Here is a 12,484-nt window from a genome sequence, read left to right as displayed (position 1 = left end):
GTGGATGCCTTGGAGCTCGCGCGCTGGCAGTTCGGGGTTACTACGGTGTACCACTTCCTGTTTGTGCCGGTCACGATAGGGATGTCGCTGTTGGTGGCGATCCTGAACACGGCGTGGGTGCGCACCGGTAACGCCGCCTACCTTCGCGCGACCAAGTTCTTCGGCACGCTCTTCCTGATCAACTTCGCCATGGGCGTGGTGACGGGGATCGTGCAGGAGTTTCAGTTCGGGATGAACTGGAGCACCTACTCCAGGTTCGTCGGCGATATCTTCGGCGCGCCGCTCGCGTTGGAGGCGTTGCTGGCGTTCTTTCTGGAGTCGACGTTTCTGGGGCTGTGGCTCTTCGGCTGGGGCCGGCTGCCGAAGAGGGTGCATCTCGCGTGCATCTGGATCGTCGCGTTCGGGACGATGGTGTCCGCCTACTTCATCCTGGCCGCCAACTCGTTCATGCAGTGGCCCGTGGGTTTCAAGGTCAACAGGCGTGCCGAGCTGGTCGACTTCGGAGCCGTGCTGACCAACAAGGTGGTGCTGGCCACCTTTCCGCACACGGTCTTCGGGTGCTGGCTGGCCGGTGGGGTGATCCTGATGGCCGTTTCCGCCTGGCATCTGGCCAGAAAGCAGGATCTTGAGGTATTCCGTCCGTCGCTGCGGCTCGGTATCGCCGCGGTGCTGGTGGGTGCTCTGGGCACTCTTGTCTCCGGCGACGTCCTTGGCAAGATCATGACGCAGACCCAGCCGATGAAGATGGCCGCCGCCGAGGCGCTCTACGAGACGCGGCAGCCCGCGCCGTTCTCCCTGTTCACCATCGGGACGCTGGACGGCACCAAGCCGATCTACCAGCTGGAGATCCCGAACCTGCTGTCACAGCTCGCCACCGGCTCGTTCGACGGCAAGGTCGAGGGCATCAACAACCTCCAGGCGGCCTACGAGCGGAAGTTCGGCCCGGGCGACTACCGTCCCTACATCCCGGTCGCCTACTGGGGTTTCCGATTGATGATCGGGTTCGGCATGCTGGCCGCGCTGGTGGCGCTCGTCCTGCTCTGGCTGACCCGTGGACGGCAGGTCCGGGGCACGGGCTGGATCTGGCGGGTCGCCGTCTGGTCGGTCGTGCTGCCCTTCCTCGCGCACAGCTTCGGGTGGATCTTCACCGAGATGGCCAGGCAACCGTGGATCGTGTTCACCCAGATGAAGACCGCCCAAGGCGTCTCGCCCAGCGTCGGCGCGGGTACGGTGCTCACCTCGCTGATCGTCTTCACCCTCCTGTACGGCGGGCTGGCCCTGGTGGAGGTCGGCCTCATGATCAAGTACGGCAGAGCGACCCCACCGTCCGCCGACGACGCCGAGCCGCATGACGGCGGCGAGCCGTCGTTCGCCTACTAGGAGGCTCGCCAAGTGGAGCTCACCGAGGTCTGGTTCGTGGCGATCACCGTCCTGTGGGTCGGGTACTTCGTCCTGGAGGGGTTTGACTTCGGCGTCGGCATGCTGCTGCCGATCGTGGCCCGGAACGACACGGAACGCCGGGTGATGATCGACACGATCGGCCCCGTCTGGGACGGCAACGAGGTGTGGCTGATCACCGCCGGAGGTGCCACCTTCGCCGCGTTCCCCGAGTGGTATGCCTCGCTGTTCAGCGGGTTCTACCTGCCGCTGCTGCTGATCCTGCTGGCGCTGATCGTACGCGGGGTGGGCTTCGAGTATCGCGGCAAACGGGACTCCGCAGCCTGGCGGCGGCGTTGGGACGCGGGCATCATCGCCGGCTCGTTCGTGCCCGCACTGCTGTGGGGGATCGCGTTCGCGAACATCGTGCGGGGCGTGCGACTCGACGCCGATCACGAGTACGTCGGTACGTTCTGGGACCTGCTCAACCCCTACGCGCTGCTCGGTGGGCTGACCACGCTGACCCTGTTCGCCACGCACGGAGCCGTCTTCCTGGCGTTGAAGTCCCGCGGGGAGATCAGCCGGCGCGCGGCCGGGGTGGCGCTCAAGACGGGCGTCGTGGCGGCCGTGCTCGCGGTGGTCTTCCTGGCTTGGACGCAGATCTACGGCGGCGTGGTCGGCACGGCGATCCTGGCCGTCTTCGCCGTCCTCGCCTTCGTGTGCGCACTGGGCGCCATCGCCAGGGGCCGTCAAGGGTGGGCGTTCCTGCTGTCGGCGGTCGCCATCGGGGTGACCGTGATCAGCCTGTTCGTGGTCCTCCACCCCGATGTCCTGCCATCGACGATCAACCCGGCCTACAGCCTGACCATCGAGAACGCGGCCGCGACACCGAAGACGCTCAGCATCATGACCGGGGTCGCGGCGATTTTCCTGCCGCTGGTGGTGCTCTATCAGAGCTGGACCTACTGGGTCTTCCGCCACCGAGTCGGCGCCGGTTGAGATCAATTAACAGTTTCATGGGATTGCCAATATTTACGCCGGGGCACAGCGCATCGAGAGCCGTGGAAAGGACCGTTCATGACACTCGCTCTCGGCACGTCTCTCCAGGAACGGGACGCGGCGGGCCGCGCGCTGGCGGAGGATGCCGAGCGGATCGCCCGCGCGTGTCAGGACGTGGCCCGGCGGTTCCAGCGGGGCGGCCGGCTGCTGACTTTCGGCACCGGCCAGTCGGCGGCCGACGCGGCGCATCTCGCGGTGGAGTTCGTTCATCCGGTGATCGTGGGGAAGCGGGCGCTGCCGGCGGTCTCGCTGGCCAACGACGCGTCGGCGCTGAGCGGGCTCGCCCATGCGGGGGTCTTCGCGAGCCAGTTGCGGCTGCTCGGGCGGGCCGGGGACATCGCGGTGGGCATCACGACCGACGACGCCGATGGCGAGGTGGCGGCGGGGCTCGCGGCGGCCCACGACCTGGGCATGATGACGCTCGCGCTGACGAAGGCCGGCGTCGACCTGCCGGTGGTCGATCACCTTCTCGTGGCACGCAGCCGCGATCCGCGGATCGCCCGGGAGATCCACATGACGACCTATCACGTCCTCTGGGAGCTGGTGCACGTGTTCCTGAACGACCCCCGGCTGACGGAGGAGTGCCCCGACGAGGTCTGCGTGACCTGCTCGGACGCGGCCGTACCCGTCCGGATCACCGCCCTGCGGCCCGGACACCTCGCACTGGCCGACACCCCCGGCGGCGAAGCGGAGATCAGCGTGCGACTGGTCGACGCGCGGGCGGGCGACGTGGTCCTGGTGCACGCGAAAGAGGCCATCGCGGTAGTGGAGAGAAGACCGTGACCGACGCGCTCTACCCCTTCCTGTCCTCAGCCGAGAGCGACGCCGAACCGCTGCTGACCACCGTGACCCGGTCCACGGTGGAGAAGGCCCGGGAGATCGTCGCGCTGCGGCGGGAGGTGCTCACCCTGCTCGGCCCGGGGATCGCCGCGTGCGGCCAAGCCCTCGCCGAGGCGTTCGCCGCTGGGGGCCGCCTGTTCACCTTCGGCAACGGCGGCAGCAGCACCGACGCCCAGGCGGTGGCCCACCTGTTCTTCGCGCCGGAACGCGGACCGCACCGCGGACCAGGACACGGGCTGGCGCACCGGCCGGGAGACAGGCAGCACGGGCTGCCGGCCATATCGCTGACGGCCGACGTCGCGCTGCTGACCGCGCTCGCCAACGACATCGGCTTCGACGCGGTCTTCGCCCGGCAGCTCGCCGCCCTGGGCACCGCCGCGGACATCGCGATGGGGATCTCGACGAGCGGCGGCTCGCTGAACGTGGTGCGCGGACTCCAGGAGGCCAAACACCTCGGCATGGTGACGGTCGGGCTCGCCGGGTCAGGGGGCGGTCAGCTGGCCGAGTGCGGTGCCGTCGACCACCTGCTGGTCATCCCGTCCCCGTCCGTCCATCGGATTCAGGAGGCGCAGGCCACCGTGTGCCATGTGCTGTGGGAGTCGGTCCGGCGGGCGCTGGACGAGACGGCCTGAGCGTTGGACCGGATCGTACGCTCCCGGATCCGGGTCGAGGGCATCGTCCAGGGCGTGGGGTTCCGGCCGTTCGTCCACGGCGTGGCCGTCCGGCACGGCCTGTCGGGCACGGTCGCCAACGACGGCTCCGGGGTGTTCATCGAGGTGGAAGGCGTTCCGGAGGCGGTGGCCGCGCTGATCGAGGCGGTCCGCCGGAACCCGCCCGAGCTGGCGGTCGTGGACCGGGTGAGCGTGGAACCGGTGTCGCCCACCGGCGCCGGCGGATTCCGGATCGTCCAGAGCGTGACCGGCGGATCCCGCCGCGCGCAGGTGTCACCGGACGCGGCGACCTGCGACGACTGCCTGGCCGAGCTGTTCGATCCGGCCGACCGCCGCTACCGGTACCCCTTCGTCAACTGCACCAACTGCGGCCCCAGGTTCACGATCATCACATCGGTGCCGTACGACCGCGCCGCCACCACCATGCGCGGCTTCGCCATGTGCACGGCCTGCGAGGCCGAATATCGGGATCCCGGTGATCGCCGCTTCCACGCCCAGCCGGTGTGCTGCCCCGGCTGCGGTCCCACGCTCACGCTGCACACGTCCGGCGGCGCGGTGATCGCGGGCGATCCGGTGGCCGAGGCGGCGGCGCTGCTCGGCAGCGGGTCCGTCCTCGCGGTGAAGGGGCTCGGGGGCCATCACCTCGCGGTGGACGCCGCCGACGAGGAGGCGGTCGCGGCCCTGCGGGCCCGCAAGCACCGCGGGGACAAGGCGTTCGCCGTGATGGCGCCGGACCTGGCCGCCGTACGAGAGTTGTGTGATCTGGACGGTGCGGCGAGCGGGGTGGTGGCCGCCCTCACCGGCCCGCGCCGCCCGATCGTACTGCTGCCCCGGCGGCCCGGCTGCCCGGTCGCCGCCTCGGTGGCGCCCGGCAACCGTGATCTCGGCGTGCTGCTGCCGTACACGCCGCTGCATCATCTGCTGGCCAGGGAGCTGGGCCGCCCATACGTGCTGACCAGCGGAAATCTGTCCGGCGAGCCGATCGCGCACCGCGACGAGGACGCGCGGCGGCTGGCCGCCGACGCCTTCCTCACCCACGATCGGCCGATCCACACGGGGCTCGACGACTCGGTGGTCCGGATCTTCCGCGACACGGAGGTGCCGGTACGGCGAGCCCGAGGGCACGCGCCCGCGCCGATCGCGCTGCCCTGGGCATTCCCCCGGCCGGTTCTCGCGTGCGGAGCGCAGCTCAAGAGCACGTTCTGCCTGGCCACGGGGAGCCACGCGGTCGTCTCCCAGCATCTGGGCGACCTGGAGAACTACGCGACGATGCGGGCCTTCGCCGACGGGGTCGCCCACTTCCGGCGGCTGTTCGGCATCGAGCCGGAGGTGGTGGTCCACGACCTCCACCCGGAATACCTGTCCACCAAGTACGCCCTCAGCCTCGACGGCGTTCAGCCGCTCGGCGTGCAGCACCACCACGCCCACATCGCGTCCTGCCTGGCCGACAACGGCGAGTCCGGCCCGGTCGTCGGCATCGCCCTCGACGGCACCGGCTTCGGTACGGACGGCACGATCTGGGGCGGCGAGCTGCTCGTGGCCGACCTGGCGGACTTCGAGCGGGCCGGGCACCTGGAGCCGGTGCCGATGCCCGGCGGCGTCACGGCGATCCGGCAGCCCTGGCGGATGGCCGCGGCCTTCCTGCACCGCGCGTTCGGACCCGGATCCTTCGACGACCTCGGGGTGGTCCGCCGCAACCAGGACCGGTGGCCGGCCGTGGCGGCCCTCCTGGTGAACGGCCCGGCAGGGCAGGTGACGTCGAGCGCGGGCCGGCTGTTCGACGCGGTGTCCGCGCTCCTCGGGGTCAGGGACACGATCAGCTACGACGGGCAGGCGGCGGTGGAGCTGGAGCAGCGGGCGGACCCGGGTGTCCGCGACGGGTATCCGGTCACCGTCGCCGGAACGGTCATCCGTACCACCGATCTGATCCGCGCGGTCGTCGGCGACCTGCGCCGGGGCGAGGCGGCGGAGGTGATCGCGGCGAGGTTCCACCACGGGCTGGCCGCGGCGGTGGTGACGGCGGCGGCCCGGGTCGCGGCCGCCAACGGGCTGGAGGTGGCCGCGCTGTCGGGCGGGGTGTTCTGCAACACCCTCCTGCTCGGCGCCGTGGTCGACGGGCTGCGCCACCACGGCCTGCGCGTGCTGCTGCACCGGCGCGTCCCCTGCAACGACGGCGGCATCAGTCTCGGGCAGGCCGCGGTGGCGGGTGCTCGGGACCGAGCTGCCATGGTGGCGAAGGCTCGGTCCTGAGCGTGATCCGCGGATCACGCTCAGGACCGAGCCTCAGCAGATGCGCGGCAGCGGGTCGCCGACCAGCATGTCCACGATGCGGGTGCCGCCGAAGGCGGTTCTCAACAGCACCAGGCCGGGCGGGTCCTCCCCCACCCAGCCGATGATCGCGGCTCCGGCGCCGACCGGATTGCTCCGCATGATCTCGACCGCCCGCTCGGCGTGCTCGCCGTCGACGACCGCGACCAGCCGGCCCTCGCAGGCGACGTACAGCGGGTCGATCCCGAGTAGCTCGCACATCCCGGTGACCTCCGGCCGGACCGGTACGGACTCCTCGTCCATCACCACGGTGACGCCCGAGGCGGTCGCCACCTCGTTCAGCACCGTGGCCACGCCACCGCGGGTGGCGTCCCGCAGCGTCCGCACCTGGGTGGGGAGGGTGTCCAGGAGGTCGGCCACCAGGCCGTTCAGCGGGGCGGTGTCCGAGAGCGTGTCCGCCTCGATGCCGAGCTCGCCACGGGCCAGCATGATGGCCACGCCGTGCTCACCGATCGGACCGGACACGATGACCGCGTCGCCGGGCCGGGCCGCGGAGATGGACAACGTCGCCGGACGGTCGACGACGCCGACCCCCGCGGTGGTGACATAACACCCGTCGGCCTTGCCCCGCTGGACGACCTTGGTGTCGCCGGTGACGATCGAGACGCCCGCCAGCTCGGCCGCGGCGGCCATCGAGGCGACGATCCGCCGCAGGTCGCCGATCGGGAACCCCTCTTCGAGGATGAACCCGGCGGACAGATACAACGGGCGGGCGCCGCATACCGCGAGGTCGTTGACGGTGCCGTTGACCGCCAGGTCACCGATGTCGCCGCCGGGGAAGAACAGCGGCGAGACCACGAACGCGTCCGTGGTGAACACCACCCGCGAGCTGTCGAGCGCCAGCGTGGCCCCGTCCTCCAACGGGGCGAGCAGCGGATTGCGGAACGCCTCCAGGAAGATCGCGTCGATCAGGTTCCGGGTCGCCTTGCCGCCGGAGCCGTGCGCCAGCGTGATCCGTTCCTCCCGGACCACCGGGCGGCGGCGCCTGATGCGCTCGATCCGGTCGAGAACCTGCTTCTCCGTGGTCATGCCCGGGTCGCCTCCCGCACTCGTTCCCGGCTGAACCGGCCGAAGTTGTAGTACGCCGCGCACGCCCCCTCCGACGAGACCATGCAGGTCCCGATCGGCGTCTCAGGGGTGCACGCGGTGCCGAACACCTTGCACTCCCATGGTTTGAGCACGCCCTTGAGCACTTCGCCGCACTGGCACGCCTTGGGGTCGGCGATACGCGTACCGGGGATGTCGAAGATCCGCTCCGCGTCGAAGGCGGCGTACTCCTTGGCCATGCCCAGCGCCGAGTGGGAGATGAAGCCGAGTCCGCGCCATTCGAAGTGCGGGCGTACGCGCATCACCGTCCCGATCGCCTCCATGGCGATCCGGTTGCCGTCCCACGGCACCACCCGCGCGTACTGGTTCTCCACCTCGCCGCGGCCCTCGGCGAGCTGGCCGAGGAGCATGTCGACCGAGTGGAGGATGTCGAGCGGCTCGAACCCGGCGACCACGAACGGCTGCCCGTAGTCGCGCGCGATGAACTCGTACGGCCGGCAGCCGATGATCGTCGAGACGTGGCCGGGCCCGATGAAGCCGTCGAGCCGCAGGTCGGGCGAGTCGAGTATCGCCTTGATGGCCGGGATGATCAGGACGTGGTTGCAGAAGACGGAGAAGTTCTCGATGCCTTCCTCGGCCGCCCGCAGCACGGTCACCGCCGTCGACGGCGCCGTGGTCTCGAAGCCGATCGCCATGAACACGACCCGCCGGTCCGGATTCGTCCGGGCGATCTTGAGCGCGTCGAGGGGCGAGTAGACCATCCGGATGTCCGCGCCCTGGGCCTTGGCGTCGAGGAACGTGGACTCGCCCCCGGGCACCCGCATCATGTCGCCGAACGAGGTCATGATCACGTCGGGCTGACGCGCGATGTGGATGGCGTCGTCCACCCGTCCCATGGGGATGACGCAGACGGGACAGCCCGGCCCGTGCACGAGCGTCACGGCCTCCGGCAGGTAGTCCTCGATGCCGTGTTTGTAGATGGTGTGCGTGTGTCCACCGCACACCTCCATGAACTTGTACCGGCGGCCCGGCTCGCACCGGGCCGATATCCGCGCCGCCAGCGCCCGAGCCGTGTCGGCGTCGCGGAACTCATCGACGAATCTCATGAGATGTCCGATTCCTTGAGGGCGTCGATCTCGTCGGTGTACGCCTGCCCGATCCCGTGCAGCATGTCCATCACGGCCTTGGCCTCGGACTCGGAGATCTTCGACAGGGCGAATCCCACATGGACCAGCACCCAGTCGCCGGGCTTGAGGTCGTCGTCGGCGAGCAGCCCCATGTTGATGCGGCGGCGGACGCCGCTGACGTCCACCATGGCGAGGTCGGTGAACTCCTCGACGGCCCCCACCAGCTCACCGGGAATCCCGAGGCACATCGGCTTCCCCCTCGAACTGGACCGATTCCAGGACCAGCTCGTCGCCGCCGTGGACGGCCACGTCGTCGTCACCGCACCGCGGGCAGACGGCGAGCACGTCGACGGACTCCGACGTGTGGCCGCAGGTGCCGCAGTCCACGGTGACGGGCGTGACGACCAGGTCGAGGGCGGCGCCCTCGGCCGCGCTGCCCAGGGCGGCGAACGCGAAGGCCTGGTCGAACGCCTCACCGACGACGGCGTGACGGGCGCCGATCCGGACTCGCACGCCGGCCACCCGCCGGCCGTCCGCGTGCTGACGGACCAGGTCGACCAGTCCCTCGCACATTCCTATCTCATGCATGAACTGCCCTACATCCTTGTCATGTTCAGGTAGCGCTTGATCTCCGGCCATTGCACGGCGATCACCGCGACCACCGCGCACAGCACCACCAGTCCCACCAGAGGCCTCTTCCTCATCCGTTCCCACCTCCTCGGTTTTCCGGAACCCCGGTCCGTCGTTTACTTCGATCAAGTCTCGACAAGGGACCGGACCGTCTCCAGGGCCGGGCCGAGGGCCGCGCGTACCGGCTCGCTCAGTTCGACCCGTACGTCCTCGTCCGGCGCCCCGGTCATCACCGTCGCCGGTTCGCAGGCGACGACGAGCACCCGTGGCGGTATCCGGCCCAGCTCGGCGGCCAGCCGGAGCACGCGTACCGGGTCCATGCCGTGGGTCTCCATGGGCACGCCCGCCTCCGGCTCCGCCGGTTCGAGCACGGTCAGCGTGCCGGGAGCGTGGCCGCGGGGCGCGGCGTCCACGAAGATCACCAGGTCGTAGTCGCGTTGCAGGGCGTAGGCCAGGTCCATGCCGCGGATCCCGAAGTCCACCACGTCCACCCCGGCAGGCAGCGGCTCGGCCGACAACCGCCGCGCCACCTCGACGCCGAAGCCGTCGTCGCCCAGGAAGATGTTGCCGATGCCGGCGACCAGGACGCGTGCGGTCCGGCTGTCGGCCACGATCGGCTCCACCTCCTCGGCGGAGTAGAAGAACCGGTGTCCGGGCAGCTTCGCCTCTCCCAGGTCGCGGCCCGGATCGTCCTCGAGGACGACCGCCAGATGGATGCCGCCCGCCTCGTCCTGCTCGACGCTCTCGACGACCGCGACGCGGCCGTCCAGGGCGAGGTCGAAGATGTCCGCCCGCGATCGCGGGCGCAGCCGCACCCGGCTGCCCGCGCCGAGCGTCGCGCCGTCCACGATCACGGTGTCCGGTCCCCGTCGTTCCATCCGGGCCCAGAAGTCATCCGTCGCCGTCATGTCCTTCCTTCCGTAGGGTGCCGTGCAGCCGCATGAGCCGATCGGGTGAGAGCGAGACGCAGCGATCGAGGATCTCCCGCGCCCGGGGATCGCCGTCGCGGATCTCCCGCTGCTCCTCCTCGGTCAGGACGAGCACGCTCAGGGTCAGCAACTGGTCGATCTCGGTGGCGTCGAAGAGGTCGCCCGGACTCTCCGGGGAGATCCGGGGATAGTCGTAGAGGATGATCGGCGCCGCGAGCATCGTGTGCCGCTCGCCCTCCTCGCCCACCATGACCGGCCAGGCGCCGGCGTTGTCGCAGCCTTCCGCCAGGGGCCGCAGCTCCGCCGGCGGGTCCGTCAGGGAGACGAACCGCCCGCGCGGCGCGTGCAGGATCAGGTGCGCGGAGAGGAAGGTGTGTTTCAGCGCCTCGGTACGGCTCCCGCCCGCCCAGCCGGTCGTGTTGCCGACCTCGACGGTGATCCGGAAAACGCCGGGCAGCGGGCGTTCGGCCCTGATCTCGATCCGCCCGCGCAACGCCTGCCAGCTACGCGAAAGCGCGCCGACGCGCCGGCCGTCGGGGTCGATCAGCCATTCGACGTCCGAGTCCTCGGCTATGTCGATCTCCGCCAGGGCCGGCTGCTGGACGAGCCCCGCCAGGTCGAGCCCGAACACGGCGACCTCCCGCTCGGCCGCCTCCTCCCTGGCCACGTGGCGCTCGCCCCCGAGCACCAGTTCCGGGACCGGCACGAGGTCCTCGCCGGCCACCTCGCGGGTGACGGCGTGCAGGAAGCACACCCGGACGTCGACGGTGTCGATCGGGTCCGCCTCGATCAGGACCTGCGCGCGCATCAGCGACGGGTCGCCCGTCTCGCCGCACCGCTCCGGGTAGACGCCGCCCAGGGTCCAGCGCTGCGCGTTCTTGAGCGCCGAGCGGCGGTACGGCCACAGCAGGTAGCCCTCGTACAGCACCGCGCGCGCGATCTGTGTCACCGGGTCCATCGGTCAGCCACCACCCGGTTCGCTCGCCAGCAGTTTGCCCACCACGTCTTCCCAGGTCGTCAGCGTGTGCTGGATCTTGTAGTCGTACAGCCGGTCGAACGCCTCGCGGTCCAGCCGGAGCCAGGCGCTGCGCGGGAAGTAGTGGTCCATGACGTCCTTCCAGACCTGGACCGGCATCCGGAACGCGACGTCGGTGTCCCAGGGGATCCGGGCCACCCGGAGCAGGCCGGCGTCGGCGTAGAAGATCGTCCCGCTGAACAGGAAGTCCAGCGGGACCTCGCCGTCCGGCAGGCTGTGGAAGTACTTGGCGACCGCCACCTCGAAGTCGTAGGTGCAGCTCACGTCGATGCTCGTGATCGTGCCCCCGTCGAAGCCGGGGATCTGCGTCACCACCCGCGCCCACAGCAGGCTCCTCGATGTCCTGCCCCAGTCCTCGGACGCGCCGAACAGCTCGGTGAGCCGCCGCCGGGTCGGCGGGTCGTGGCGGCGCCGCGCGGCGGCGATGCGGATCTGGGTGTCCAGCGCGAGGCACCGGACCGGCGGCGCGCCGGTCCCGTCGATCCGCAGCGTGAACCGCACCGTGGGCACGGCGGCGAAGTCCACCGCCTCGGCCTTCTCGACCGCGAACCTCAGCTCCGGCGGCCTCATGCCGGGGAGAGGTTGGGCATGGCCGGGTCGATCGGGTCGCGGTCCCGTGGGTTGATGCCGGTGGATCGCGCCGCCGTCGAGAAGCCGCCGGGAAGGTGGCCCGGTTGCCGCTCGTAGTTGCCCAGCGCGTTCCCCTCGTGGACGCCCTTCAGGTGCGCGGGCGCGTCGGGCCGCACGTCGGGGCGGCCCACCTTGATGGCACCGGTCATCGTGGAACTCCTTTCGACAGGTCCGCGGGCGCGGGCTTGGCCCGGCGCCGCAGTTCGGTGAAGAAGGCGCCGACCCCGTTCCAGACGTCCTGGCCGCCGGCCAGGCCCTTCCAGCGGGACCTGAGCACGGCGACGAGGGCGAAGCAGTCGTCGATCGGCACGAGCCAGTGGTCTCGCGCGCCGCCGGTCCGGTTGACCAGGAGCGCCTCCACGTCGGGGGCCAGGTGCCGCAGCACCGGGTTGGCCGCTTCCACCGAGGCCCAGGCGGCCGGAGCGGTCGCGGCGTCGACCGCTCCGGCCGGGCCGGGGTACCGGATCACGGTCCGCCCTTCGGACGTGTCGTGGCAGGCGAACGCCATCTGTACGGGGATCTCCAGGGCCGCCCAGGTGGTGTCGTCGAGGGCGAAGTCCGGCAGGTGCCACCGGCGGTCGGGCACCAGGCGGTAGCGGTCGTCCTCCGCCGGTGGGTGGTCGAAGAGCAGGGCACACGGCCGGCAGGCGCAGCGTGGTTCGCGGACCGTCAGTTCGAGCAGATGCCGATGCTCGGCCGGGATGGTCGCGGAGCACAGCTCGCACCGGCACGGATCGTCTTCCCGGTCCGCCGGGGACCTCCCGGCCGCTCGGGCGATGAAGCCGCGCAGGCCTCCTGGCGCCATGCCGC

Annotated in this window: 15 protein-coding genes; 5 read left to right on the top strand and 10 right to left on the bottom strand. The window is 70.6% G+C overall.

Annotated elements, in window-relative coordinates; translation table 11 throughout:
* The 5 genes from ACGFNP_RS59410 (at position 1) to hypF (ending at position 6,197) form a co-directional block, all read left to right on the top strand.
* Complete coding sequence (locus tag ACGFNP_RS59410; protein WP_393333784.1) at positions 1 to 1,380, top strand: cytochrome ubiquinol oxidase subunit I; 1,380 nt, start codon at positions 1 to 3, stop codon at positions 1,378 to 1,380.
* A 12-nt stretch (positions 1,381 to 1,392) separates the two neighbouring features.
* Complete coding sequence (cydB, locus tag ACGFNP_RS59405) at positions 1,393 to 2,376, top strand: cytochrome d ubiquinol oxidase subunit II (protein ID WP_393333781.1); 984 nt, start codon at positions 1,393 to 1,395, stop codon at positions 2,374 to 2,376.
* 78 nt (positions 2,377 to 2,454) lie between these two features.
* Positions 2,455 to 3,219: an SIS domain-containing protein gene (locus ACGFNP_RS59400; RefSeq protein WP_358335494.1), complete on the top strand. Its 765-nt coding sequence runs from the start codon at positions 2,455 to 2,457 to the stop codon at positions 3,217 to 3,219.
* Entirely contained in the window at positions 3,216 to 3,908 is a 693-nt protein-coding gene (locus ACGFNP_RS59395) for an SIS domain-containing protein (RefSeq protein WP_393333777.1), read from the top strand. The genes ACGFNP_RS59400 and ACGFNP_RS59395 overlap by 4 nt, the downstream gene beginning before the upstream one ends.
* 3 nt (positions 3,909 to 3,911) lie before the next feature.
* Positions 3,912 to 6,197: a carbamoyltransferase HypF gene (gene hypF / locus ACGFNP_RS59390; RefSeq protein ID WP_393333775.1), complete on the top strand. Its 2,286-nt coding sequence runs from the start codon at positions 3,912 to 3,914 to the stop codon at positions 6,195 to 6,197.
* A 33-nt stretch (positions 6,198 to 6,230) separates the two neighbouring features.
* On the opposite strand, the gene hypE is transcribed toward hypF, so the two are convergent.
* From hypE to ACGFNP_RS59340, 10 genes are read right to left on the bottom strand one after another with little or no spacing between them, the layout of a single operon-like run.
* Positions 6,231 to 7,304, bottom strand: a complete 1,074-nt coding sequence (hypE, locus tag ACGFNP_RS59385) for a hydrogenase expression/formation protein HypE (RefSeq protein ID WP_393333772.1) — start codon at positions 7,302 to 7,304, stop codon at positions 6,231 to 6,233.
* A complete protein-coding gene (hypD, locus tag ACGFNP_RS59380) occupies positions 7,301 to 8,428 on the bottom strand; it encodes a hydrogenase formation protein HypD (protein ID WP_393333769.1) in 1,128 nt (375 codons plus the stop codon). The genes hypE and hypD overlap by 4 nt, the downstream gene beginning before the upstream one ends.
* Positions 8,425 to 8,697: a HypC/HybG/HupF family hydrogenase formation chaperone gene (locus ACGFNP_RS59375; RefSeq protein ID WP_358035255.1), complete on the bottom strand. Its 273-nt coding sequence runs from the start codon at positions 8,695 to 8,697 to the stop codon at positions 8,425 to 8,427. The genes hypD and ACGFNP_RS59375 overlap by 4 nt, the downstream gene beginning before the upstream one ends.
* Positions 8,675 to 9,037: a hydrogenase maturation nickel metallochaperone HypA gene (locus ACGFNP_RS59370; protein ID WP_214635431.1), complete on the bottom strand. Its 363-nt coding sequence runs from the start codon at positions 9,035 to 9,037 to the stop codon at positions 8,675 to 8,677. Before ACGFNP_RS59370 ends, ACGFNP_RS59375 begins: the two co-directional genes overlap by 23 nt.
* 8 nt (positions 9,038 to 9,045) lie before the next feature.
* The gene (locus ACGFNP_RS59365; RefSeq protein WP_393333765.1) at positions 9,046 to 9,153 is read right to left on the bottom strand and encodes a DUF6893 family small protein; all 108 of its coding nucleotides are present in this window, start codon (positions 9,151 to 9,153) and stop codon (positions 9,046 to 9,048) included.
* Positions 9,154 to 9,204: 51 nt separating this feature from the next.
* Positions 9,205 to 9,987 carry a hydrogenase maturation protease gene (locus ACGFNP_RS59360; RefSeq protein ID WP_358335478.1) on the bottom strand — a complete coding sequence of 261 codons (783 nt, stop codon included), beginning with the start codon at positions 9,985 to 9,987 and terminating at the stop codon, positions 9,205 to 9,207.
* Positions 9,971 to 10,966, bottom strand: coding sequence for a hypothetical protein (locus ACGFNP_RS59355; RefSeq protein WP_393333761.1), 996 nt, complete (start codon positions 10,964 to 10,966; stop codon positions 9,971 to 9,973). Before ACGFNP_RS59355 ends, ACGFNP_RS59360 begins: the two co-directional genes overlap by 17 nt.
* A gap of 3 nt (positions 10,967 to 10,969) precedes the next feature.
* Positions 10,970 to 11,614, bottom strand: a complete 645-nt coding sequence (locus tag ACGFNP_RS59350; protein ID WP_358335472.1) for a DUF6084 family protein — start codon at positions 11,612 to 11,614, stop codon at positions 10,970 to 10,972.
* On the bottom strand, positions 11,611 to 11,823 hold the full coding sequence (locus tag ACGFNP_RS59345; protein ID WP_358335469.1) for a hypothetical protein: 213 nt from the start codon (positions 11,821 to 11,823) through the stop codon (positions 11,611 to 11,613). The genes ACGFNP_RS59350 and ACGFNP_RS59345 overlap by 4 nt, the downstream gene beginning before the upstream one ends.
* A complete protein-coding gene (locus tag ACGFNP_RS59340; protein WP_393333756.1) occupies positions 11,820 to 12,479 on the bottom strand; it encodes a DUF5947 family protein in 660 nt (219 codons plus the stop codon). Before ACGFNP_RS59340 ends, ACGFNP_RS59345 begins: the two co-directional genes overlap by 4 nt.
* Positions 12,480 to 12,484 lie beyond the last annotated feature (5 nt).

This window comes from Nonomuraea sp. NPDC049269 (genome assembly GCF_043197155.1).
In the GTDB taxonomy this organism is placed as follows: Bacteria; Actinomycetota; Actinomycetes; order Streptosporangiales; family Streptosporangiaceae; genus Nonomuraea.
This window is presented reverse-complemented; position numbering and strand designations above follow the sequence as displayed.